The following is a 23,265-nucleotide window of genomic DNA, read 5'->3' as shown; positions in this document are numbered from 1 at the left end:
ATACATAAAAGAGGGTATCCGTCGCGGCCCGCGCTGGTAATCAAGCGCCATGCCGACTGATCCAGACGCCAATTCGTCCGAAGTGCCATCGAACTCCGGTTCCCACGGCGCGGAGCGGTATCGCACGTTGTTCGACACGCTGGACGAAGGGTTCTGCATCATCGAGTTCTTCGATGGCCCGCATGGCCCCCTGAGCGACTATATCCATATCGAGGCCAATGCCGCGTACGCGACCAATGCGGGCATCGACAATATCGTCGGGCAGAAACTGCGCGAGATGGTGCCGGACGAGGCCGATGGCTGGGTCGAACTCTATGGCAGCGTGCTGAGGACGGGCAAGCCGATCCGCTTCGAACGCGAACTGGTTGCCACCGGACGGCATCTGCAGGTGTCGTCGTTCCGCGTAGGAACGCTGGAGGACCGTCAGGTCGCCGTATTGTTCAAGGACGTCAGCGATCGGGTGAACGCCGAGAATGCGCTAAAGGCGTTGAACGTGCAGTTGGAAAGCCGGATCGCCGATGCGCTGGCGGAACGCGAAGTGGCCGAGGAATCGTTGCGGCAGGCGCAGAAGATGGAGGCGGTGGGGCAGCTGACCGGCGGATTGGCGCACGATTTCAACAATTTGCTGGCGGGGATTTCGGGCGCGTTCGAGATGATCGGGCTGCGCGTGGCGCAAGGGCGCTCGGCCGATGTCGAACGGTATATTTCCGCCGGACAGGGCGCGACGCGGCGGGCGGCGGCGCTGACGCACCGGTTGCTCGCTTTCTCGCGGCGGCAGACGCTGTCGCCCAAGCCCGTGATCATCAACCAGCTGATGACCGACCTAGTCGATCTGGTCCGGCGCACGGTGGGGCCGGAAATCGCGGTCGAGACGGTCGCGGCGGCGGGGTTGTGGGCGACCTCGGTCGATTCCAACCAGCTTGAGAACGCGATCCTGAACCTGTGCATCAACGCACGCGACGCGATGCCGGGCGGCGGACGGATCACGATCGAGACCGGCAACAAATGGCTCGATCGCAAGGCGGGCAAGGATCGCGGGCTGGATCCCGGCCAATACGTCACGATCTGCGTCAGCGACACCGGCAGCGGCATCGACAAGGCGACGCTCGAACGTGTGTTCGAACCTTTCTTCACCACCAAACCCATAGGACAAGGCACCGGCCTGGGCCTGTCGATGGTCTATGGCTTCGCACGGCAGAGCCACGGCCATGTGCGGATCTATTCCGAGGTGGGCGAGGGGACGATGGTGTGCATCTACCTGCCGCGCCATGACGGCGAGCAGGAGGAGGACGTCGCCGCGTCGACCGACGCCGCGATCGAGACCGCGCAGGGCGAAACCGTGCTGGTGATCGACGACGAGCCGACCGTGCGCATGCTGATCGTCGATGCGCTGAGCGATCTCGGCTATCGCTGCATCGAGGCGGGAGACGGTCCGACGGGGCTGAAGATCCTGCAGAAGGGCGCGGCGATAGACCTGCTGATCACAGATGTCGGCCTGCCCGGCGGCATGAACGGCCGCGAGGTCGTCGATGCCGCGCGCGCCATCAGGCCCGATCTGCGCGTGCTGTTCGTGACCGGCTATGCAGAGAATGCGGTCTTGAACCACGGCCATATCAAGCGCGGCATGCAGGTGCTGACCAAGCCGTTCGCGATCGACGAACTTGCCCGGCGCGTCGACAATCTGCTGCGCGCGTGAGCGGCGCGCGCGAGGCTCTGCGACGCGAGACGCGCGATTGCCACGACCGGGTCGATGCGGTCTATTCCACCTTTCGGCTCGATACCCGGGAAGGATATGGTGCGTTCCTGGCGGCGCAGGCGGCGGCGCATATCCCGTGCGAGGCGGCGCTCGACCACGCGCAGGCTGAGCGGATCGTACCCGATTGGCCGATGCGCCGGCGGGCAGCGTTGCTGATGCAGGATCTGGCAGGGATCGGATTCCCCGCATCTGCGTTTCGCATCGAACCGCAGTTCGAAACCGAACCAGCGGTGTTGGGGGCGATCTATGTTCTGGAAGGATCGCGGCTTGGGGGAGCGATGCTGGTGCGATCTGTACCGACCGATTTGCCACACCGATTTCTCGGCGCATCCGTGCCGGGGGCGTGGCGTAATCTGATGCAGTTCATCGATGCGCGGCTCCGATCCGACGCGGAGATCGGGGAAGCAGTGGCGGCGGCGCGAACCGTGTTCGGACTGTTCGAGCGAGCCGGTCAAGCGAGTATGAAGGTAGCGTAATCTTGGACGAACATAGCATTGTCGATCTGACCAATTGCGATCGCGAACCGATTCATATCCTTGGCGCGATCCAGCCGATCGGCTTCCTGCTTGCGTTGACCGCCGACTGGCTGGTGGCGCGCGCATCGGCCAATCTGGCCGACTTTATCGGTCGCACGCCCGAGGACGTGATCGGCCGACCGATCGCCGACCTCCTGCCGGCAAGCGTCATCCATGACCTGCGCAATCGCTCCGCGATGCTGCGCGGCCCGGATGCGATTGAACGGTTGTTCGATTGCGACCTGATCGGCACCGGGCACCGCTTCGACGTTGCGGTGCATGTCTCGAACGGACATGTCGTGATCGAATGCGAGCCGGCGTCGGGGGAGCATGGCGATGCCGGCGGCATGGTGCGATCGATGATCACGCGGCTCGACCAGTGCGGCGACATGGCGGCGTTCTTCAAGGAAGGCGCACGTCAGGTGCGTGCGCTGATCGGGTTCGACCGGGTCATGGTCTATCGCTTCGCCGCCGACCAATCGGGCGAGGTCGTGGCGGAGGCGGCACGGGCTGGGATCGGGAAGTTCATGGGGCTGCGCTATCCGGCGAGCGATATCCCGGTGCAGGCGCGCGAATTGTATCGCCGCAACCTGTTACGTATCATCACCGATGTGAATTCCGTGCCAGTTCCGATCGTGCCACAGCGCGACGCTAGCGGTGCGCCGCTCGATCTGTCGCTGTCGTTGCTGCGCGCGGTGTCGCCGATCCATATCGAATATCTGAAGAATATGGGCGTCGAGGCGAGCCTTTCGATCTCGATCATCGTCGAGGGCAAATTGTGGGGGCTGTTCGCCTGCCACCATTATGCGCCGCGCTGCCCGAGTTTCGAGCGGCGATCCGTTTCCGAACTGTTCGCGCAGATGTTCGCGATGCGCCTGGAAAGCCGCGAGCGGCAGTTGATGGTGGAATATGAGCGCCGCGCGCGCGACATTTCCGATCAGTTGCTCGGCGCGGTCGCGTCCGACGAGACGTTGCTGAAGGATCCCGACTGGCTGGGCGACATCCTGACCAATGCGATCCCGGCGGACGGCGTGGGTGTGTGGATCGCGGGCAATCACGCCTTTTCGGGCGTGACGCCGGGGATCGAGGATTTCCGCAAGATCGTGCGGACGCTGAACACCACGGCCGCGGGCAAGGTGTATGCGACCGACCATATTGCCGGCATCGTGCAGGGTGCCGAGAGTTTCGCGTCGGAAGCCGCAGGGATGCTGGCGATTCCGATCTCCCGGTCGCCGCGCGATTATGTCGTGCTGTTCCGGTCGGAACTGGTGCGCTCGGTGCGCTGGGCAGGCGATCCGCAAAAGCCGATCGTATACGGCCCGAATGGCCCGCGCCTGTCGCCGCGCGAAAGCTTCGCCGAGTGGAAGGAATTGGTGCAGGATAAATCGCAGCCGTTCACCCCATCCGAAGTGCGTGTGGCGGAGACGTTGCGGGCGACTTTGATCGAGGTGGTATTGCGGCTGGCCGACGAAGCTTCGGCCGAGCGGCAACAGGCGGGCGCGCGGCAGGAAGTGCTGATCGCCGAACTGAATCACCGTGTGCGCAACATCCTGGGCGTGATCCGTGGCCTCATCCGCCAATCGCAGCCGAATGAGGATGCGGTGAAGGATTTCGTCAGGGTGATCGACGGGCGCGTCCATGCGCTGGCGCGCGCGCACAACCAGATCACCGACGATCATTGGGGCCCGGCGCCGATGCAGGCGCTGATCGATGCCGAGGCGGCGGCATTCGTCACCGAAAGCGAGCGCGTGGTTTCGAACGGCGCGCCGATCCTGCTCAACCCGCAGGCCTATTCGACCATGGCGCTGGTGATCCACGAACTGATCACCAATTCGGCCAAATATGGCAGCCTGTCGGTGCCCGAGGGGCGCGTGGATCTGAGCTGGACGCGGAACGACGCGGGCGACTTGCTGATCGACTGGCGCGAGACGGGCGGCCCGATGGTGAAGAAGCCGACCCGCAAGGGCTTCGGCACGACGATCATCCACCGCTCCGTGCCTTACGATCTCGGCGGGACGGCCAAGGTCGATTATGCCGGCAACGGCTTGGAGGCGAGTTTCCGCATTCCGGCGCGGCACGTGTCGGAGCCGAAGAGCTTTGCCGGACCGGCGATCAAGTTCGCACGGCCGGCGATCGGCCATCCGCAGACACCGCCGCCGCGCCTGCTCGTCGGTCATGACGTGCTGGTGGTCGAGGACAGCCTGATCATCGCGCTGGATGCGGAGGATATTGTCGGGCGACTGGGGGCGGACACGATCTCCACGGCGGCGACGGTGGATTCCGCGCTGGAATTGATCGAGGCGGCTCGGCCGACGGTGGCGATGCTCGACATCAATCTGGGTGATCGCAACAGCTTCGCCATCGCCGACCAGTTGCTGGAACTGGGCGTGCCGTTCGTCTTCGCCACCGGTTATGGCGAGCAGGCGCAATTGCCGACGGATCACCAGAACCGCATCGTCGTGCAGAAGCCCTATACGCTGGAGAATATCGCGCGGGCGCTGGCGGAATTGCTGTCGGTGGGTGAGGGGTAGGGTTTGCTGGGACCGATCGGATCATTGATGCTTCCCCGGCGAAGGCCGGGGCCCAGTCGGGACACAGAAGTGATCGGGCGCTGAGCGATGTAACCTCGACCTCCGCGGCTGGACCCCGGCCTTCGCCGGGGAAGCGCACAATCTGGAAGATCGCGAACTAACTTTCCGGCGGATCGAAGACCGACCAGCCGGTGCGCTGCACCAGCCGTTCCAGCGCCAGCGTGCCGAGTTGCGAATTGCCGCGATCGTTGAGTCCGGGGGACCAGACGGCGATGCTCGCCTTGCCCGGCACGATGGCAAGGATGCCGCCGCCGACGCCGGATTTGCCGGGAAGGCCGACGCGGAAGGCGAATTCGCCCGATCCGTCATAATGGCCGCACGTCATCATCAGCGCGTTGATGCGGCGCGCGCGCTGGCGCGAGACGATGCTGCGTCCGGTCATCGGATTGCGGCCGCCATGCATCAGGAACGCGCCGGCCTGTGCCAGTTGCCGGCACGTCATGGCGATCGCGCATTGGTGGAAATAGACGCCGAGCACGCGGTCCACGTCGTTGTCGATATTGCCGAACGATCGCATGTAATTGCCGAGCGCGATGTTGCGATATCCGGTGGTGCGCTCCGCCTCGGCCACGGTTTCGTCGATGAAGATCGCATCGTCGCCGGCCAATGCGCGGACGAAACGGAGCAGTTCGCCCAGCACCTCGGCCGGGCGGCCATGGCCGAGCAGCAGGTCCGCGACGACGATCGCGCCGGCGTTTATGAACGGGTTGCGCGGGATGCCGTGTTCGGATTCGAGCTGCACGATCGAGTTGAACGCGGTGCCGGAAGGTTCGCGCCCGACGCGTCGCCAGAGGGCCTCGCCGTGCTGGCCGAGCGCCATCGTCAGGCCGAAGACCTTGGCGACGCTCTGGATCGAGAAGGGCTGGTCGGTATCGCCGGCCTGATGGAGCGTGCCGTCCGCGGTGACGATTGCGATGCCGAAGCGCGCCGGATCGATCGCGGCGAGCGGGGGGATATACGCGGCGACCTTGCCGCGATCGGGCGCGTCGGCGATTTCGGCGGCGATGTCGGCAATGATCGTGTCGAGGTCGGCCATCTGCTCAGGCCAGCGCGGCGGCGATGCGATCGGCCAGGCGGGTGGCGACATCGTCTTTGGGCAGCTTTTCCCAGCTTTCCACGCCGGCGGCGGTGACGATGTGGACGGTGTTGGCGCTGCCGCCCATCACGTCGCCGGATACGTCGTTGGCGACGATCCAGTCGACCTGCTTGCGGATGCGTTTGGCAGTGGCGTGTTCGATGACCTTTTCGGTTTCCGCCGCGAAGCCGATCAGCAGTTTCGGGCGGTGCGGGCTGCGGGCGAGCGTGGCGAGGATGTCGGGGTTCTCGACCAGGTGCAGCACGGGGGGGGCGCCGGACTTCTTGATCTTCTGCGGAGTGCCCTCGACGCGCCAGTCGGCGACGGCGGCGACCATGACGGCGGCGTCGGCGGGCAAAGCGGCCTCGACTGCGGCCGTCATCTGGAGCGCGGTCTCGACATCGATGCGGGTGACGCCGGCGGGCGTGTCGAGCGCGACCGGGCCGGCGATCAACGTGACGCGCGCGCCGAGCCTGGCGAGCGCGGCGGCGATGGCGAACCCCTGACGGCCGGAGGAGCGGTTGGCAAGATAGCGCACCGGATCGATCGGCTCATGGGTCGGGCCGGCGGTGACGAGGATGTGCTTGCCCCCGAGCATGTTCAACGAGCGAGTGCGCTCTGGATCGCCGCGAGGATCGCCGCCGGTTCGGGCAGGCGACCGGGGCCGTATTCGCCGCACGCCATCGCGCCCTTGTCCGGTTCCAGCACGGTCACGCCGTCGCCGCGCAGGGTGGCGACGTTGCGGACGGTGGCGGGGTGCTGCCACATGCGCACGTTCATCGCCGGTGCCGCGAGGACCGGCTTGTCGGTGGCGAGCAGCAGGGTGGTGGCGAGATCGTCGGCGATGCCGGCGGCCATCTTGGCCATCAGATCGGCGGTGGCAGGGGCGATGACGATCAAATCGGCTTCGCGGCTGAGCTGGATATGGCCCATCTCGGCTTCGTCCTTGAGATCCCACAAGGTGGTGTAGACCTGATTTTCCGACAGTGCCGCGAGCGTCATCGGCGTGACGAAATGCGCGCCGCCGGCGGTGAGGACGCACTTCACCTCGATCCCGGCCTTGCGGCACAGGCGGATCAGTTCGCACGCCTTGTAGGCCGCGATGCCGCCGGCGACGATGAGAAGGATCTTCATCGCGTGAGCCTCGTCACGGTGATCTTGCGGCGGTCGCGCGCGGCGGCGATCAGGTCACGCAGGGCATCGGGCACGAAGGCGAGGCCGATCAGGATCGTGGGTGCGATCATCAGCCCCCAATAGAAGGTATCGGGCCGCCCGAACAGGCCGAGCAATACGGCATAGCACGAGAAGACCGCCAGCGCGCGCAGTGCCAGCGGGTCGTTCCAGGCCGACCAGCCGAACAGCGCCAGCGCGACGAGCAAAGCGGCGAGCCAGCCGGGGGCGAGGTTCAATGCGGTGGACAGGACCATCGTCTTCACGAAGAAGCCGAAGCCGAGCATGCCGGACCAGCCGGGCGAGGTAGGATCGAGCGGATGGATGACCTGCCCCACGGCGCGGGCGTGGAGGATGACGACGATCGCGAACAATGCGATCGCAGCGGCCCAGCCATAGGCTTCGCGACGGCGGCCTTCGGCAAAGGCCATGACGGCCATGATGCCGACGTACAGCGCGGCGGTTTCGCGGACCAGCATCGCGATCATCCCAAAGGCGACCGCCTCGACCCAGCGGCCGGGCTTCCTGAGCGCAAGCGAGAGCGCGACGAGCAGGCCGGCCCAGATTTCGTGGAAGCCGACCAGATCGGCCTGCACGAACGCGACCATTCCGGCGGCGAGCAGGGTCAGGGCGATGGCGCGGGGCGGCGGGCGGGCGAACGCGCCGCGAAGACGGATGAACCAGGCGAGCATGACCGCCGCCGCAAGCAGGTAGAGCATCGCCACGGTCGCGGACTGCGGCAGGTTCGCCTGCAGCATGGCGAGGGTGGGCAGGCGGAAGGTGACGAAGGGTTTGAGCGGATAATCCCCGGCGCGGAGCGCGGCGGCGGTGACGGCGTAGTAATTGCCGCCGGCGCGAACCCCCGCGACGATCGATTCGTAGAGCATTACATCGGCCTGATCGTCGGCGCGGTTTGCGGCATCGTGGCTGACCGGCGGCGGGCCGGGCGTGGCGAGCGCGGTGAGGCTGGCGGCAAGCAGCAACGCGAGCAGAGCCAGCGCCCAGCGCGCGCGCGCGGGCTTGATGCCGGCGAAACGGCTGGGCGTGGAGAGCCAGAGCGGGGTGAGCGTGCGCGGGATCATTGCGGCGGGGCAGGAACGGAGGCGGGCCTGAGATCCTTGGGCTCGACGAAATCGATGCGGGTGACGCCGCGATCGGCCAGCTTGAAGGCGATCTTCGCCAGGCATTTGATGTCGGTGCTGGCGCGCGCGACGACGCGCAGCGGCTTGCCTGCAGCCCATTCGACGGAGCGGCGCTTCAACTCGGCGTCGTTCATGTCGCGATCCGCGAAGCGGATGCGGCATTTCTTGCTGCGGTCGATCGCGGTCACGACGATCTCGTCGGTCGCTTCCGCCGCTGGCGGCGGCGGCGCGGGGGTCGCCTGAACCAGCGCCAGCAGTAGAGGAAGGACGATCACGGCAGCAATGCCCAGCTGACGAGGGCCGTAACGGCGACGCTCACCACAGCGACCGCGATATAGCGCCAGCCGCCGCCGATCCGCACGACCTCGATCTCGCGCAGCGGCGGGGCGGGGGGCGCGCCACCGGGCGTGGGATACCGCGCCTCGATATTGCGGATCAGTTCGGGCAGGCGCGCGAAGGTGCGCAGATCGGTGATCAGGCGATCGGCGACATAGGCCTCGGGGCCGAGTTCGGTCCGGATCCATTCGCGCACGAACGGCGCGGCGGAATCCCACAGGTTGATGTCGGGATCGAGGCTGGTCGCGACGCCCTCGACCATCACCATGGTCTTCTGCAGCAGCAGCAGATGCGGCTGGGTCTGCATGTCGAAATCGCGGGTGATGTTGAACAGGCCGTCGAGCATCATGCCGATCGACATGTCCTTGACCGCAAGGCCGCGCATCGGCTCGCCTACCGCGCGCAGGGCGGTGGCGAATTCGGCGACATTGTGGTGCGCGGGGACGTAGCCGGCCTCGAAATGGATCTCCGCGACGCGTTTGTAATTGCCGGTGATCAGGCCGTAGAGAATCTCCGCCAGCCAGACGCGGGCGCGGCGATCGATCCGGCCCATGATGCCGAAATCGATCGCGGCGATCTTGTTGCCGGGCAGCGCGAACAGATTGCCCTGATGCATGTCGGCATGGAAGAATCCTTCCGCGATCGCCTGACGCAGGAAGGCGTGGACGAGCGTTTCGGCGAGGCGGTGCGTGTCGTACCCGGCGGCGATCAAAGCGGCGCGGTTGCTGAGCTTAATGCCGTCGACCCATTCGAGCGTCAGCACCTTGCCGCTGGTGCGCTGCCAATCGATCGCGGGCACGACGAAATCGGGTTCGGCGGCCATCGAATCGGCGAGTTCGGAGGCCGAGGCGGCCTCGCGACGCAGATCGAGTTCGCGCGCGGTCCAGCGTTTGAACGTCTCGATCACGAGGCGCGGGCGCAGGCGGGAGAGTTCGCCGCCCATCCCCTCGATCTGCGCGGCGGCCCATTGATAGGTGTCGATCGCGCGGGCGAAATCTTCCTCCACGCCGGGGCGGAGCACCTTCACCGCGACGGTGCGCCCGTCGGTGGTGATCGCGCGGTGGACCTGCGCGATCGAGGCGGCGCCGACGGGGACGGGATCGATCGACTGGAACAGGGCGCTGGGATCGCGCCCGAACGCACGCGTCATCGCGGCATGGATCGTCTCGTAGGGGACGGGGGGCAGCGCGTCCTGCAGGCGCAGCAGATCGGTCGCGGCGGCTTCGCCGACGATGTCGGGGCGGGTGGCGAGCGTCTGGCCGAGCTTGATCGCGGCGGGGCCGATCGCTTGCAGCGCGTCGGCATAGGCCGGGATCTTGGGCACGCGCGCGCCGATCCGGGCGATGCGGACGAGGCGGCGGACGGGCGTCGGCGTGTTGGGATCACGCTCGATCCCGCGCAGCGCGCCGTGGCGGGCGAGGATGCGGCCCCATTTTACGAGGCGCCAGAGGTGGGTGGCGGAGGTGGTCATTTAAGCTCCCCTCCCGCTTGCGAGTGACGGGTGAACGATGCCCCGCATCGTTCAAGCTGTGCCGGGGGCACAGCTAACCCGTCACTGGGCTGGGGGAGGGCTCGATCCGACGGCTGTCGATGCAATTCGGACAGGCCCTCCCCCGCCCCCTCCCGCAAGCGGGAGGGGAGAAGTCGAAGCAGCGCCATCAAATCTTCCAGCCGCTGTGGATCGCGACCAGTCCGCCGAGCATGGGTTCGATGCGTGTCTGCACGAAGCCGGCATCGGCGATCATGCCCTTGAACTTTTCCATGTCGGGGAAGCGGCGGATCGATTCGATCAGGTAGCGATAGGATTCGCTGTCGCCGGCGAGCAACTGGCCGAGTTTGGGCACGAGCCTGTGCGAATAGGCGTCGTAGATTTCGCCGAAGCCGGGCCAGAGCGTGGTCGAGAATTCGAGACAGTAGAAGCGTCCGCCCCGGCGCAGCACGCGGTGCGCTTCCTTCAGCGCCGCCGGGATGTCGGTGACGTTGCGGATGCCGAACGCTATCGTGTAGGCGTCGAAGAAGCGATCGGGGAATTGCAGGATTTCGGCGTTCGCCTCGGTCCACACGAGCCCGTCGAGGCCGCGCGTGCCGGCGCGTTCCATGCCGACTTCGAGCATCGCCGGGTTGATGTCCGCCACCGTCACCGATGCGCCGCTGGCGGCGAGGCGGAAGGCGATGTCTCCGGTGCCGCCGGCCATGTCGAGAATCTGTTCGCCCTCGCGCGGCTTCACGCGGCGTACGAAGCGGTCCTTCCACAACCGGTGCATGCCGCCGGACATGGCATCGTTCATCAGATCGTATTTCGCGGCCACGCTGGTGAAGACGCCGCCGACGCGGGCGGTCTTTTCGGAGGCGGCGATGTCTTCGTAGCCGAAGGAAACGGTATCGGTGTTGGGCGCGGTCATGGCGTGGCTCTAGCGGGGCCTTGTGGCAGGGGCAAACGCAACCTAGCTGCCTTAAGGAACAACCACATCCGTTCGGGCTGAGCCTGTCGAAGCCCAGGCGTCGCCCGTGCCCTTCGACAAGCTCAGGGCGAACGGCAGGGGGAGCGCGATCCTTGCCCGAACTGCCCGAAGTCGAAACCACCGTGCGCGGCCTGCGGCCCGTGCTGGAGGGGCAGCGGCTGGCGTCGGTGGAAACGCGGCGCGGCGATTTGCGGCGGCCGTTCCCGGACGATCTGCGCCAGCGGATGACGGGGGCGACCGTTACCGGGCTGCATCGGCGCGCGAAATACGGGCTGATCGATACCGATCGCGGCGATACGATGATCTTCCATCTCGGCATGTCGGGGCGGTGGCGGGTCGATCCGGGCGAACTGCTGCCGCACGATCATCTGCTGATCGCGACCGAGGCCGGGCGGCGACTGGCGCTGAACGATGCGCGGCGATTCGGCTCGGTCGATCTGTGGGCGACCGACACGCTGGACGCGTACCCGCCGTTCGCGGCGATGGGGCCGGAGCCGCTGGGGGAGGGGCTGAGCGCCGACTATCTCCACGCGGCGCTGGCCGGGCGCAAGGCGTCGATCAAGCTGATGCTGCTCGACCAGCGGATCGTGGCGGGGCTGGGCAACATCTATGTCTGCGAGGCGCTGTTCCTGGCGCGCATTTCACCCAAGACGGCGGCGGGGCGGGTATCGCTGGCCCGGCTGGAACGGCTCGTGCCGGCGATTCGCGAGGTGTTGCTGGCGGCGATCGAGGCGGGGGGATCGTCGCTGCGCGATTATGCCCGGCCCGACGGGGAACTTGGCTATTTCTCCAAACAGTTCGCGGTGTACGGGCGCGAGGGCGAGCCGTGCGGGTGCGGGGGCAAGGTGCAGCGCTACAGCGAGGGCGGGCGATCGACCTTCTGGTGCCCCAAATGCCAGCGATGACGTTTGGCACTCGTATCGGCGCGCCACGTCTTGGCGCGCCAAGTCTTGACCGACCAAGTCTTGACCGAATCGTGATGCGCCGGTAAGGGCGACGCTTTCCGGGGCCGGAGCGATTCCGCGCCCCTTTCTATTTCTGAAACGAGGATTTCATGGCGAACACGCCACAGGCCAAAAAGCGTATCCGTCGTAACGCGGCGCGCACCATCGTGAACGGCAACCGCGTCGGTCGTATCCGCACCTTCGTCAAGAAGTGCGAATCGGCACTGGCATCGGGCGACAAGACGGCAGCGACCGCCGCGCTGGCGCAGGTCCAGCCGGAACTGATGCGTGGCGTGGCCAAGGGCGTATATCACAAGAACACCGCATCGCGGAAGTTCTCGCGCCTGACCAAGGCGATCGCCGCCCTCGCCTAAAAAGCGTTTGGTGACAGACATATCGCCCGCCGGGAGCATTCCCGGCGGGCTTTTTGTCGTGTGCGTGAGACCGGTTTTCGATCCGGATCGATGTGCGATTGCGAACAAAATACCCCGAAATGGCGAGGTGTTGGGAAAAGGCAGGATTCACCGCGATTCGCGCCGCCCCGATTGCCGGGCGATGTCGCATTCGTCTGGATAATGAAGCGATTCCAGCGGCTTGTAAGAAAATCGACGGGAAACCTTGGCGCATTCGCTGTCAAGGTCACAAATCCGAAATAATGATGTTGATCGACTCAAGCCGATCTCCTTTAACCCATCTCACGCGGCGGCGGACTCGCCACCGTGTTCCAGATGCAAAAGCTTCGGCGTCAGGCGGATACGATTCCGGCTGCGGGAGAGTTTTGCCGCGAAATCAATTCGGCGAAGGGGGCTTCAAGCTTCGCCGTGGGGTGAGAGGATTGGTGTTTGTCAGTGTCTGCGATCAACCGACCGGGTGATGCCGCGCGCGCATGGGCGACCGTGCGGGGGCATCTGCGCGAGTCGGCGGGCGCACGCCTGTTCGACCAGTGGCTCAAGCCGATCGAGCTGATCGAGGACGAGCAGGCCGACACGATCCGCCTGGCGCTGCCATCGGCGTTTATGACGAACTGGGTGCGCAACCATTATGCCGACCGGCTGACCGCCGAGTTCCGCGCGATCCTGCCCGATGTGCGCAGCGTGGCGATCGAGACTCGGGCCGCGTCCGTGGCCCAGCCGGTGGTGCTGACGGTGGAGACCTCCGCCGCGCCTGCGGTGGTCGCGCCTGCGCCCTCCGAGCGCCCGCCGCTCGATGCGCGCTTCACGTTCGACCGCTTCGTGGTCGATGCTTCGAACAAGGTGGCGTTCAATGCGGGCAAGGCGCTGGCCGAGCCGGGCGTGCCGCGCTTCAGCCCGTTATTCCTTCATGGCGGCACGGGCCAGGGCAAGACTCACCTGATGCATGCGATCGGTGCGGCCTATCTGGCGGCGGTGCCGGAGGCGCGCGTGATCCTGATGTCGGCCGAGCGCTTCATGTTCGAATTCGTCGCGGCGATGCGCGCGCGCGACACGCATGCGTTCAAGACGCGGCTGCGCTCCGCTGATCTGCTGCTGATCGACGATCTGCAATTCATCGCTGGCAAGGATTCCACGCAGGAGGAATTCTTCCACACGATCAACGAGGTGATGGCGGCGGGCAAAAGGCTGGTGATCTGCGCCGATCGTTGCCCGCAGGGGCTGGACGGCGTGGAGGCGCGGATCACGTCGCGCCTGTCGGTCGGGCTGGTGGCCGACATCAAGGCGCCGGACCTGACGCTGCGCCGCGCGATCCTGACGCGCAAGCTGGCCGATATGCCGGGCGCCAGCGTGCCGGACGAGGTGCTCGACCTGCTGGCGGCGCGGATCACGCAGAGCATCCGCGATCTGGAAGGCGCTTTGGGCCGTGTCGTGGCCTATGCGCAGCTGACCGGCGACCGGCTCGATCTGGAGTTCGCCGTGGCGACGTTGGGCGACGTGCTGCGCGGGGCCGAGCGGCGCGTGACGATCGACGAGATCCAGAAGGCGGTGTCGGCGCATTTCGAGCTGAAGACGATCGATCTGGTGTCGGCACGGCGGGCGGTGGTTGTGGCGCGGCCGCGGCAGATAGCGATGTATCTGGCCAAGCGCCTGACGACGCGCTCGCTGCCCGAGATCGGGCGGAAGTTCGGTGGGCGGGATCATTCCACCGTGATCCACGCGGTGAGGCGGATCGAGGAACTGCGCGATACGGACCGCGAGATCGACGGTGCGGTGCGGATGCTGCTGCGGGAGCTGGAGGGCTGAGATTGCAACTTGCTTCGCGATGATATACATTAAGTGAAATGTATATCATCGGAGGTTGTGATGCAGGTCGCGAAATGGGGCAACAGCCTTGCCATTCGAATACCCAAGGACGTGGTCGAGTCGCTTAAGCTCAAGATCGGGGACGAGGTGGACATGGACGCGGTCGGGCCGCGTACGATCGAGATTTCCCGTTCATTGACGCGCGAACAGGCGCTTGAAGACCTACGTCGCTTCGAAGGGTTGATCTCGGCGGATTTCAAGTTCGATCGCGAAGAGGCAAATGCCCGGTAACGCCTTCGACAGCAATGTGCTGATCTATATCCTCGCCGACGATCCGAACAAGGCGGAACGCGGTCGTTTCCTGATTGCCGAGGGCGGCACGATCAGCGTGCAGGTCCTGAACGAAATCGTCAGTGTAAGCCGCCGCAAGCTGCGCCTGGATTGGCCGATAATCGTGGCCTATCTGAAGCGGCTCAAGCTCCTTCTGAACGTCGTGCCGCTCGATACCGCAGTCCATGATCGTGCCGTCGCCTTATCCTGGCGCTACAATCTGGCGTTCTATGACGCGGCCATCGTCGCATCGGCGTTGCTTGCCGATTGCGATACGCTCTGGTCCGAAGACATGCACGATGGCCTTGTGATCGATGGCCGCCTGACGATCCGCAATCCGTTCGCCGTCTAGACGTGCAGCCCGACCGCGCGCTGTGCTTCGGCCAGCGTCGGGGCGGCGAGTGCCGTCGCCCGCGCTGCACCCTTGGCCAGCGCTTCGCTCACGGCGGTACGATCCTCCAGCAATGCCGTCAGGCGATCGCGGATCGGGCCGAGTTTGGCGACGGTGAGGTCGGCCAGCGCGGGCTTGAATGCGCCGAAGCCTTTGCCGGCGAACTCCGCCACTACCGTATCGGGGGCGACGTCTGCCAGCGCAGCGTAGATCGTCACGAGGTTCTTCGCCTCGGGGCGGTCGGCCAGGTCGGCGAAGGTTTCGGGCAGCAGGTCGCCGTCGGATTTCGCCTTTTTCAACTTCTGGACGATCGTGTCGTCGCTATCGATCAAGTTAATGCGCGAGGCGTCGGTGGGATCGGATTTGGACATCTTGGCCGATCCGTCGCGCAAGCTCATGATCCGCGGCGCGGCCTTGGACACGAGCGGCTCGGGCAGGGGGAACAGGTCCACGCCGAAATCCTGATTGAACTTGGTCGCGATGTCGCGTGCGAGTTCGAGGTGCTGCTTCTGATCGTCGCCGACCGGCACGTGCGTCGCCTTGTAGAGGAGCACGTCGGCCGCTTGCAGCACGGGATACGTGTAGAGGCCGACGCTGGCGCCTTCGCGGTTCTTGCCGGCTTTGTCCTTCCATTGCGTCATGCGGTTGAGCCAGCCGGTCCGTGCGGTTCCGCTGAGTAACCAGCTGAGTTCGCTATGTTCTCGCACGCGGGCCTGATTGAACAGAATCGCGCGATCGGGGTCAATTCCCGCCGCCAGCAAAGTCGCGGCCATCTCGATCGTGTTGGCGTGGAGTTCCTTCGGGTCGATCGCGACGGTCAGCGCGTGCAGATCCGCCAGGAAGAACAGGCTGTCCTCGCCCGGGCCCATCGCATCCTGCAGCGCGACCCATTGCTTGATCGCGCCGAGATAGTTGCCGAGATGGAGATTGCCGGTGGGCTGGATGCCAGAGACGACGCGCATTGTGATCGAAACTCGTGTCAGGCGGCGCGCTTGCGCCGCAGGAAGGCAAGATCGTCGCGGGTGAACGCGCCGAGGACGAACGTGGCGATCGCATAGACCAGCCCGCCTGCGCCGACCAGCACGACCATCGCGGTGGAGCGGACGAGCCAGCTACCATGGGTGTAGGGCATGAGAAGATCCTGCAGCAGCCACAGGATCGCGCCCATCGCCAGCGCCGCGAGCGCCAGCCGCCACGCGCGGCGCTTCAAGCGGGCATCGGGCACGAAATGACCGCGCCGGCGCAGCATGCCGTAGAGCAAGGCGACGTTGACGGTCGAGGCCAGAGCCGTCGCCAGCGGCGGCCCCATATGTTTGAGCGGCACGATCAGAGCGAGGTTCAGTACGAGGTTCACGGCCATCGAGATCGTCGCGTAGCGCACCGGCGTGCGCGTATCGGCGCGGGCGTAGAAGCCGGGGGTGAGCACCTTGACCAGGATGTAGCTGGGCAGGCCGATCGAGAAGGCCGCGAGCGCCTGCGCCGTGAAATGCGTGTCCTGCGCGCCGAACTTGCCGTGCTGGAACAAGGCCGCGACGATCGGGCCGCCGCACAGCACCAAGGCCACCGTAGCGGGCAGGGTGAGCAAGAGCGCCAGTTCCAGCCCGCGATTTTGCGTTTCCATCGCCGCGGCTTCCTCGCCCGCGCCGAGCTGGCGCGAGATGAGCGGGAGCAGGACGGTGCCGAGACCGATGCCGATCAGACCGAGCGGCAATTGGTTCACGCGATCGGCCATGTAGATGTACGTGACCGAGCCGTGATCGAGCAGCGACGCGGCCAGGGCGGTCGAGACCACGAGATTGATCTGCACCGCGCCCGCGCCGGCGGCGGCGGGCCAGATGAGCGACAGCAATCGCTTCACGTCGGGGCTGAGGCGCGGGCGGCGCAGGCGCAGGCGCACGCCGTTGGCGCGGCAGGCCCAGATCAGCCAGAGCAGTTGCAATGCGCCCGACACGCTGACCGCGATCGCCTGATTGCGCGCAGTGAGAAATGGATCGGGATCGTGGAAGAACAGCAACGCCGCGATGAGCGTGAGGTTGAGCAGGATCGGCGCGGCGGCATTGACCCAGAATTTGTGCAGCGAATTGAGGATGCTGCCCAACAGCGACACCAGACTGATCAGCATCAGATAGGGAATGGTGAACCGCGAGAGCAGCACGGCGAAGGCGAACTGATCGTGGCTGACGCCGTTGAACTTGCCGGACAGCGCGAAGGTCATCGGCCATGCGGCGATCTCCAGGATCACCGTCATCACGATCAGGATCGGCAGCAGGACGGATAGCGCGTCTTCGGCGAAGCGCACGCCGTCGCCCAATCCCGCGCCTTGCTTATCGCCGACCTTCTTGTTGAACATCGGGATGAAGGCGGCGGAGAAGGCGCCCTCCGCGAACAAGGCGCGGAACATGTTGGGCAGGCGGAAGGCGACGAGAAAGGCGTCGGACGCGAAGCTGGCGCCGACGAAGCGCGCGAACAGCGAATCGCGCACCAGCCCGAGCACGCGGCTGGCGAGGGTGAGGCCCCCGACTGAGCCCAGCGCGCGTGTCAGGTTCATGCCGGTCTTTTCCCTCGGTCTCCGTCATCCTGAACTCGTTTCAGGATCCAGGCGCGGTCGGTGGCCCAAAAGACAATATCCGTGAGGCGGATGACCGCGCCTGGATCCCGGATCAAGTCCGGGATGACGGGAATATATTGGGCAATCAGGCCGTGCCGGTTTCCGCCGTCGTCACCGCCGGCTGGCCGGCGGCCTGCTGCTGGTACATCGCGGCGAAATCGATCGGCTCGAGCAGCAGCGGCGGGAAGCCGCCGTCACGCACGGCATCGGCCAGCACGCGGCGGGCGAACGGGAAGATGAGGCGCGGCGCTTCGCCGAGCAGGAAGGGCTGGATATGCTCGGCCGGCACGTTGCGGATGCCGAACAGGCCGGCATAGGAAAGATCGACGATGAACGCGACGGTCGTGTCGCTCTCGGCGCGGACCTCGACCTTCAGGATCACTTCGAAAATGTCTTCGCCGACCTGGCTGGAGGCGATGTTGAACTGCACGTCGATCTGCGGCGCTTCCGGATTCTGGTAGATCGCCGGGGCGTTCGGGTTCTCGAACGACAGATCCTTGATGTATTGCGAGATGAGGCCGACCGCGGGCAACGTGTCTTCGCCGTTGCTATAGGGTTCGGTGGTGACGCCGTTGTCCTGCTCTGCCATGTGAAGTCTTGCCTTGTATGTAGGAGATGGGCGCGCCTAGCAGGAGGGGGCGGCATGTTCAACGGTTTGGGGACCGGTCGGGAACAATCCGTGCCCGCGTGGCATTTGAAACATTTCCTCCTTCGGCCTATGTAGAGTATCGGCCGGATACCGCGGCCAATATCGGAGAACCGGGTGCTTTACGTTGTTATTCTTGCGATGATCGCCGGGTTCGTGGCGCTCCGGCTGTATATGGTGCTCGGCAAGCGCACCGGGCACGAGCAGTCGCTGCTCAAGCCGGTCGAGGATCGCGCACCGATCACGACGCTGCCGCGCCCGATCGAGAATGCGCCGGAACCGCGCGAGATCGCCAACCGCAATGTCGAAGCGAAGGCCGAGGCCGGGCTGCGCCAGATCGTGGCGGCGGAACCGGGGTTCGACGTCGGGCAGTTCGTCGACGGGGCGCAGGGCGCGTATCGCATGATCCTTGAGGCCTATTGGAAGGGCGACGAGGACTCGCTCGACTGGCTGGTCGAACCGGACGTGAAGCAGGCGTTCGCCGAGGCGATCGCGGCGCGCAGCGAGGCGGGCCATGTGCTGGACAACCGGCTGGTCTCGATCGAGCGCGCGGTGATTTCCGACGCGGGGCTGGACGGGAAGCAGGCGCGGATCACGCTGCGCTTCGATGCCGATATCGCCGCCGTGACGCGCGATGCCGATGGCAATATCGTCGCCGGATCGATGAGCGATGCGGAAGAGACGCACGACGTGTGGACCTTCACCCGGACGCTGAAGAGCAGCGATCCGAACTGGAAGCTTGCCGATACCGACGAGGCGTGATGCTCGCGGGGGGCGGGGATCCGGCAATTCCGGCGCGTTTCCCGGGTTTTTGAGTGTCGGATCGACCGCTATCTCCTGACGAAGCCGCGCTGTGGGACCGGGTGCTGGCCACCGTGCGGCCATTGCGGGTGGCGCCCAAGCCGGTGGCCAAGGTTGCCGTGGCGAAGGTTTTGCCGGGTAAGGCGGCGTCGGCCAAATCCATTCGTGCGACGGCCGCGGCACACGTTGCTGCCCCTCCCGGCAAGGCTGGGGTTGGGGCTGGATCGAGCGCGGTCGATCTGTTCGAGAAGCTCTTGAAGCTTGGCGTCGGGGGGATTGAATCGCCCAAGCGGGCCTTTTTCGCACGGCCCCACCCCAACCCCTCCCCTAAAGGGGAGGGGCTTAAGAAAGAGCGGGCTAACACTCTGGACGGTTCGTGGGACAAGAAGCTGTCTCGTGGTCTCGTTTCGCCGGATTGTTCGATCGATCTGCACGGGCATAATCTCTCCACCGCTCATGCCACGCTGGACGGCGCGCTGGAGCAGTCGATCCGGATGGGGGACCGCGTGATATTGCTCGTCACCGGCAAGCCGCCGCGGGCGGAGAGCGAGCGGCCGCATGCGCGAGGTGCGATCCGGGCGGCGGTCGGGGATTGGCTGGCGGGATCGCGCCATGCCTCGGCGATTGCCGCCGTGCGGGGCGCGCATCCACGCCATGGCGGGGCCGGGGCATTGTACATCATCCTGCGGCGAAACGACCCGAATCGAATTTATTAACCTATTGGGTCCATGTCTCCGCGATGGACCGGCCTGTGGGTCGCAGATTGCGGGGATACGCGAGCGCGATGGAAGGAGTGACGCTGAAAAGCCGCGCAGTCGCCTTCGCGATGTGCGCCGGGGCGGTGGCGTTCATCCTCGCGGTGGTGGCGACGTCCAATGGTAATATCGGCCTCGATAACGTCGCACGCGCGATCATTCCGGCGATCGTCTGCGCGGCGATGTGCTGGGCTTCGGCCGAGCGCGCCATTTCCAGCACGGCGGGAGCGATCGATTCGGCAATCGCCCGCCTGACGCGTGCCGCGCATGGCGATCTGGACAGCGAGATCCCGGCGGAGATCGGCGAACAGGTGCCGCAACTGGCGAGCGCGATGCGCGGTTTGTTCCAGCAGCTCGGCACGAATCTGGAGAGCGTGCACCGGCTGGCGATGTTCGATTCGGTCACCGCCTTGCCCAACCGCACCAATTTCCGCCGCACCTGCGAACGCGCGCTGAGCGAGTTGCCGCAGGGCAATATCGCCGCCTTGTTCTTCATCGATCTGGATCGGTTCAAATCGGTCAACGACACGATGGGCCATGCGATGGGCGATATGCTGCTCGGCATGGTCGCCAATCGCCTGCGTGCCGTGGCGGACCGTGTGCAGACCGAGGCGGAGATGCCACCACCGCTCATCGGGCGGCTGGCGGGCGACGAATTCACGATGTTCGTCAGCGACCTGAAGGATACGTGCGAGGCCGCCAAGATCGGGCGCGCGATGCTGTTCGCGCTGTCCGAGCCATTCGACCTGATGGGGCACGAGGTGGAGATCGGCGCGTCGATCGGCATCGCGCTGCGCCCCAAACATGGTGAGAACCTGACCGACCTGATGCGCGCGGCCGATGCCGCGATGTATCATGCCAAGGCCAATGGCCGGGGCCGGGCGGAATATTTCACGCAGGAACTGGCCGACCGGCTGGCCGACCGGGTCGAGCTGGAAAGCGATCTGCGCCGGGCGATCGACCACGATCAGTTCGCGTTGGTGTTCCAGCCGCAGGTCAGCCTGCCGGCCGGGCGGATCGTGGCGGCGGAGGCATTGCTGCGCTGGCAGCATCCGCAGCGCGGGTTGCAGCTGCCGGGGGCGTTCATCCAGCGGGCCGAGGAAACCGGGCTGATCGTCGAGATCGGCGAGTGGGTGATCGCGACCGTGGCCGAGACTATCGCGCGCTGGGGCCGGATGGGGATCGAGCAGCGCCTGGCGATCAATATCGCGCAACGGCAGCTGGATCATGCGGCGTTCTTCAACCGCCTCCGTGCCGCGATGCTGGCGGCGGAGGCTCCGGCGCATCTTCTGGAACTGGAGATCACCGAGACGTTGGCGATGCATTGTTCGTCGGACGTGATCGCCGCACTGGAATTGCTGCGCGCGGACGGCGCGACGATCGCGATCGACGATTTCGGTACGGGCTATTCCAATCTGGCGCGGCTGCGCGCGTTGCCGGTCGATCGCATCAAGCTGCACCAGAGTTTGATCGAGCATATCGCCGACAGTGCCGAGGCGCGGACGATCGCGCATGCGGTGATCGGGCTGATCCACAGCCTGGGTTGCGAGGCCGTGGGCGAGGGGATCGAGCATCAGGCGCAGGCCGACGTGCTGCGCGTGATCGGGTGCGACGTGATCCAGGGCTATGCGATCGCGCAGCCGATGGACGAGGATGCATTCATCGCCTGGTCGCGGACGGATGAGCGGCGGGCTTTGGCGGGCTGATCAGGCCAATGCGCGGGCGAGGATGTCCGCGTAGATATCGCGCAACATTTCCAGGTCCGCTACCGCGACCGCTTCGTCGAGCTTGTGCATCGTCGCGTTGAGCAGGCCGAATTCCACCACCGGGCAGAGTGCGGAGAGAAAGCGGGCGTCGGACGTGCCGCCGGTGGTGGAGAGTTCTGGCCGCTGACCGGTATGGGCTTCGATCGCGTCGCCGATCAGCGTGGAGAAAGCGCCCGGCGGGGTCAGGAACGCCTCGCCGGAGATGCGCGCGACGACCTTGGCTTCGGGTGCGTGGCGGTGGACGATGCTCTCGATCCGCGCGACCAGATCGGGGCCGGTCTGGTCGTCGTTGAAGCGGATGCTGAGCCGGGCCGAGGCGTGGGCGGGGATGACGTTCGTTGCCGGGTTGCCGACAATGATGTCGGTAACCTCGATGTTCGAAGGCTGGAACCAGGCATTGCCGGTGTCGAGGACGATCGCATCGATCTCGGCGAGGGCGGCGATCAGTTTGGGGATCGGATTGTCGGCGAGGTGAGGGTAGGCGACATGGCCCTGCTTGCCCGGCACGTCGATCCAGATGTTGACCGAACCGCGCCGGCCGATCTTGATCATGTCGCCGAGCTGTCTGGCGGATGTGGGTTCGCCGACGAGGCACAGGTCCGGCTTGAGCCCTCGCGCGGCCATGCGATCGATGATGACTGGCGTGCCGTAGGTGGCGGGGCCTTCCTCGTCGCCGGTGATGATCAGGCTGATCGTGCCGTCGGCGGTGTCTGGAATGGCGGCGACGAAGGCGGCGATGGCGCCCTTCATGTCCACCGCCCCGCGCCCGTGGAGCAGGCCGTCGCGGATTTCGGGGGCGAACGCGCCGGTCGTCCAGCCGCTGCCGGGCGGGACGACGTCGAGATGGCCGGCGAAGGCGAAATGCGGGCCGGTGGTGCCGCGCACCGCGAGCAGGTTCTCGACCGGGCCGTCGGGGGCCTCTCCGGTCATGAAGCGGTCTACGTCGAAGCCCAGCGGCACCAAGGCCGCCTCCAGCACGTCGAACACCGCGCCGCTGGCGGGCGTGACGCTGTCGCAGGCGATCAGCGCGCTGGCGAGGCCGACGACGTCGGTCACTGGGTCGGTCACTGGGCGGGCAGCTCGAACTTCTCGATCACCCATTCCTCTTCCTGCGCGGCGGCGATCCAGTCCTGCATGAAGGGGTGGCGGATCACCGCATCCATATAGCCGGCGGCGAAGCGGGCGATCGGCAGGCCGTAGGTGACGATGCGGGTGACGACCGGGGCGAACATGATGTCCGCCGCGCCGAAGCCGCCGAACAGGAAATCGCCATCGCCGCCGAAGCGCGCGCGGGCCTGTGCCCAGAGTTCCATGATGCGGGTGAGATCGGCGAGGACGTCGTCGTCGGGGGTCTTGGGCGGGAAGGACTGGCGGATGTTCATGCTGTGCTTGCGGCGCAATGCGGTGAAGCTGGAATGCATCTCCGCCGACATCGAACGAGCCATGGCGCGGGCGGCATTGTCTTCGGGCCAGAACAGGTCTCGGCTGGTCTTCTCGGCGAGATATTCGACGATCGCCAGGCTGTCCCACACCACTGCGTCGCCATCCCACAGGATCGGCACCTTGCCGGACGAGGGGGCGAATTCGTCGCCCTCACGGCGTTTGTCCCATTCCGCGTCGTAGAGCGGGACGACGACCTCCTCGAACAGCAGGCCGGACTGCTTGCACGCGAGCCAGCCGCGCAGGGACCAGGACGAATAGGCCTTGTTGCCGATGATGAGCTTCATGGGCGGCAGCGATAGCGGGGGCGGGGGTGGCGGT

At 65.9% G+C, this 23,265-nt stretch carries 21 protein-coding genes and 1 pseudogene; 11 read left to right on the top strand and 11 right to left on the bottom strand.

The features are described from left to right. Window positions 1–49 precede the first annotated feature (49 nt). From U1738_RS17080 to U1738_RS17070, 3 genes are read left to right on the top strand one after another with little or no spacing between them, the layout of a single operon-like run. The gene (locus U1738_RS17080; protein WP_332790251.1) at window positions 50–1,696 is read left to right on the top strand and encodes an ATP-binding protein; all 1,647 of its coding nucleotides are present in this window, start codon (window positions 50–52) and stop codon (window positions 1,694–1,696) included. Next, entirely contained in the window at window positions 1,693–2,232 is a 540-nt protein-coding gene (locus U1738_RS17075) for a biliverdin-producing heme oxygenase (protein ID WP_332790250.1), read from the top strand. The genes U1738_RS17080 and U1738_RS17075 overlap by 4 nt, the downstream gene beginning before the upstream one ends. Before the next feature lie 2 nt (window positions 2,233–2,234). Then, entirely contained in the window at window positions 2,235–4,802 is a 2,568-nt protein-coding gene (locus U1738_RS17070) for an HWE histidine kinase domain-containing protein (RefSeq protein ID WP_332790249.1), read from the top strand. A 157-nt stretch (window positions 4,803–4,959) separates the two neighbouring features. On the opposite strand, the gene U1738_RS17065 is transcribed toward U1738_RS17070, so the two are convergent. The 6 genes and pseudogenes from U1738_RS17065 to U1738_RS17040 form a co-directional block, all read right to left on the bottom strand. Beyond that, window positions 4,960–5,898 carry a glutaminase gene (locus tag U1738_RS17065; RefSeq protein WP_332790248.1) on the bottom strand — a complete coding sequence of 313 codons (939 nt, stop codon included), beginning with the start codon at window positions 5,896–5,898 and terminating at the stop codon, window positions 4,960–4,962. 4 nt (window positions 5,899–5,902) lie between these two features. After that, window positions 5,903–7,071: pseudogene (gene coaBC / locus U1738_RS17060) on the bottom strand (bifunctional phosphopantothenoylcysteine decarboxylase/phosphopantothenate--cysteine ligase CoaBC). Next, window positions 7,068–8,189 carry a hypothetical protein gene (locus tag U1738_RS17055; RefSeq protein WP_332790247.1) on the bottom strand — a complete coding sequence of 374 codons (1,122 nt, stop codon included), beginning with the start codon at window positions 8,187–8,189 and terminating at the stop codon, window positions 7,068–7,070. Before U1738_RS17055 ends, coaBC begins: the two are co-directional and overlap by 4 nt. Further along, window positions 8,186–8,524 carry a hypothetical protein gene (locus U1738_RS17050; RefSeq protein WP_332790246.1) on the bottom strand — a complete coding sequence of 113 codons (339 nt, stop codon included), beginning with the start codon at window positions 8,522–8,524 and terminating at the stop codon, window positions 8,186–8,188. The genes U1738_RS17055 and U1738_RS17050 overlap by 4 nt, the downstream gene beginning before the upstream one ends. Continuing rightward, entirely contained in the window at window positions 8,521–10,056 is a 1,536-nt protein-coding gene (ubiB, locus tag U1738_RS17045) for a 2-polyprenylphenol 6-hydroxylase (protein ID WP_332790245.1), read from the bottom strand. Before ubiB ends, U1738_RS17050 begins: the two co-directional genes overlap by 4 nt. 187 nt (window positions 10,057–10,243) lie before the next feature. After that, complete coding sequence (locus U1738_RS17040) at window positions 10,244–10,987, bottom strand: class I SAM-dependent methyltransferase (protein ID WP_332790244.1); 744 nt, start codon at window positions 10,985–10,987, stop codon at window positions 10,244–10,246. 152 nt (window positions 10,988–11,139) lie between these two features. Between U1738_RS17040 and mutM the strand changes: the two genes are divergently transcribed. The 5 genes from mutM to U1738_RS17015 all read left to right on the top strand — a co-directional run bounded on the left by mutM (window position 11,140) and on the right by U1738_RS17015 (window position 14,889). Next, entirely contained in the window at window positions 11,140–11,952 is an 813-nt protein-coding gene (mutM, locus tag U1738_RS17035; protein ID WP_332790243.1) for a bifunctional DNA-formamidopyrimidine glycosylase/DNA-(apurinic or apyrimidinic site) lyase, read from the top strand. Between the two features lie 149 nt (window positions 11,953–12,101). Then, complete coding sequence (rpsT, locus tag U1738_RS17030; protein ID WP_332790242.1) at window positions 12,102–12,365, top strand: 30S ribosomal protein S20; 264 nt, start codon at window positions 12,102–12,104, stop codon at window positions 12,363–12,365. Between the two features lie 474 nt (window positions 12,366–12,839). Further along, window positions 12,840–14,207, top strand: a complete 1,368-nt coding sequence (dnaA, locus tag U1738_RS17025) for a chromosomal replication initiator protein DnaA (RefSeq protein ID WP_332790241.1) — start codon at window positions 12,840–12,842, stop codon at window positions 14,205–14,207. Between the two features lie 60 nt (window positions 14,208–14,267). Continuing rightward, window positions 14,268–14,498, top strand: a complete 231-nt coding sequence (locus U1738_RS17020; protein ID WP_332790240.1) for an AbrB/MazE/SpoVT family DNA-binding domain-containing protein — start codon at window positions 14,268–14,270, stop codon at window positions 14,496–14,498. After that, window positions 14,488–14,889, top strand: a complete 402-nt coding sequence (locus U1738_RS17015) for a PIN domain-containing protein (RefSeq protein WP_332790239.1) — start codon at window positions 14,488–14,490, stop codon at window positions 14,887–14,889. Before U1738_RS17020 ends, U1738_RS17015 begins: the two co-directional genes overlap by 11 nt. Here the strand turns inward: U1738_RS17015 and trpS are convergent. The 3 genes from trpS to secB form a co-directional block, all read right to left on the bottom strand. Further along, window positions 14,886–15,890 (bottom strand): tryptophan--tRNA ligase, encoded by a 1,005-nt coding sequence (gene trpS, locus U1738_RS17010; RefSeq protein WP_332790238.1) that lies wholly within the window; start codon window positions 15,888–15,890, stop codon window positions 14,886–14,888. The two genes, U1738_RS17015 and trpS, sit on opposite strands and share 4 nt — an antisense overlap. A 17-nt stretch (window positions 15,891–15,907) precedes the next feature. Continuing rightward, a complete protein-coding gene (gene murJ, locus U1738_RS17005; RefSeq protein WP_332790237.1) occupies window positions 15,908–17,476 on the bottom strand; it encodes a murein biosynthesis integral membrane protein MurJ in 1,569 nt (522 codons plus the stop codon). A 145-nt stretch (window positions 17,477–17,621) separates the two neighbouring features. After that, window positions 17,622–18,125: a protein-export chaperone SecB gene (gene secB / locus U1738_RS17000; RefSeq protein WP_332790236.1), complete on the bottom strand. Its 504-nt coding sequence runs from the start codon at window positions 18,123–18,125 to the stop codon at window positions 17,622–17,624. A 174-nt stretch (window positions 18,126–18,299) separates the two neighbouring features. On the opposite strand from secB, the gene U1738_RS16995 reads away from it, so the two are divergent. The 3 genes from U1738_RS16995 (at window position 18,300) to U1738_RS16985 (ending at window position 21,444) form a co-directional block, all read left to right on the top strand. Further along, complete coding sequence (locus U1738_RS16995) at window positions 18,300–18,944, top strand: Tim44/TimA family putative adaptor protein (protein WP_332790235.1); 645 nt, start codon at window positions 18,300–18,302, stop codon at window positions 18,942–18,944. Between the two features lie 53 nt (window positions 18,945–18,997). Continuing rightward, entirely contained in the window at window positions 18,998–19,699 is a 702-nt protein-coding gene (locus U1738_RS16990; protein WP_332790234.1) for a Smr/MutS family protein, read from the top strand. A 68-nt stretch (window positions 19,700–19,767) separates the two neighbouring features. Continuing rightward, window positions 19,768–21,444 (top strand): putative bifunctional diguanylate cyclase/phosphodiesterase, encoded by a 1,677-nt coding sequence (locus U1738_RS16985; protein WP_332790357.1) that lies wholly within the window; start codon window positions 19,768–19,770, stop codon window positions 21,442–21,444. Here U1738_RS16985 and dapE read toward each other — a convergent pair whose 3' ends face one another. Beyond that, window positions 21,445–22,605 carry a succinyl-diaminopimelate desuccinylase gene (dapE, locus tag U1738_RS16980; RefSeq protein ID WP_332790233.1) on the bottom strand — a complete coding sequence of 387 codons (1,161 nt, stop codon included), beginning with the start codon at window positions 22,603–22,605 and terminating at the stop codon, window positions 21,445–21,447. It lies immediately after the preceding gene. Continuing rightward, window positions 22,569–23,231: a glutathione S-transferase family protein gene (locus U1738_RS16975; RefSeq protein ID WP_332790232.1), complete on the bottom strand. Its 663-nt coding sequence runs from the start codon at window positions 23,229–23,231 to the stop codon at window positions 22,569–22,571. The genes dapE and U1738_RS16975 overlap by 37 nt, the downstream gene beginning before the upstream one ends. Window positions 23,232–23,265: the final 34 nt, after the last annotated feature.

Source organism: Parasphingomonas caseinilytica, assembly GCF_036663755.1.
Lineage (GTDB): Bacteria > Pseudomonadota > Alphaproteobacteria > Sphingomonadales > Sphingomonadaceae > Sphingomonas.
Note: the sequence above shows the minus strand (reverse complement) of the source record. Positions and strands in the feature narration are given on the sequence as shown.

Coding starts and splice junctions, on each gene's coding strand:
- dapE (WP_332790233.1), bottom strand. CDS start 22,605: ATGGGTGATCGAGAAGTTCGAGCTGCCCGCCCAGTGACCGACCCAGTG.
- secB (WP_332790236.1), bottom strand. CDS start 18,125: ATGGCAGAGCAGGACAACGGCGTCACCACCGAACCCTATAGCAACGGC.
- U1738_RS16975 (WP_332790232.1), bottom strand. CDS start 23,231: ATGAAGCTCATCATCGGCAACAAGGCCTATTCGTCCTGGTCCCTGCGC.
- U1738_RS17020 (WP_332790240.1), top strand. CDS start 14,268: ATGCAGGTCGCGAAATGGGGCAACAGCCTTGCCATTCGAATACCCAAG.
- murJ (WP_332790237.1), bottom strand. CDS start 17,476: ATGAACCTGACACGCGCGCTGGGCTCAGTCGGGGGCCTCACCCTCGCC.
- U1738_RS17015 (WP_332790239.1), top strand. CDS start 14,488: ATGCCCGGTAACGCCTTCGACAGCAATGTGCTGATCTATATCCTCGCC.
- trpS (WP_332790238.1), bottom strand. CDS start 15,890: ATGCGCGTCGTCTCTGGCATCCAGCCCACCGGCAATCTCCATCTCGGC.
- U1738_RS16985 (WP_332790357.1), top strand. CDS start 19,768: ATGGAAGGAGTGACGCTGAAAAGCCGCGCAGTCGCCTTCGCGATGTGC.
- rpsT (WP_332790242.1), top strand. CDS start 12,102: ATGGCGAACACGCCACAGGCCAAAAAGCGTATCCGTCGTAACGCGGCG.
- U1738_RS17040 (WP_332790244.1), bottom strand. CDS start 10,987: ATGACCGCGCCCAACACCGATACCGTTTCCTTCGGCTACGAAGACATC.
- U1738_RS17065 (WP_332790248.1), bottom strand. CDS start 5,898: ATGGCCGACCTCGACACGATCATTGCCGACATCGCCGCCGAAATCGCC.
- U1738_RS17055 (WP_332790247.1), bottom strand. CDS start 8,189: ATGATCCCGCGCACGCTCACCCCGCTCTGGCTCTCCACGCCCAGCCGT.
- ubiB (WP_332790245.1), bottom strand. CDS start 10,056: ATGACCACCTCCGCCACCCACCTCTGGCGCCTCGTAAAATGGGGCCGC.
- U1738_RS17080 (WP_332790251.1), top strand. CDS start 50: ATGCCGACTGATCCAGACGCCAATTCGTCCGAAGTGCCATCGAACTCC.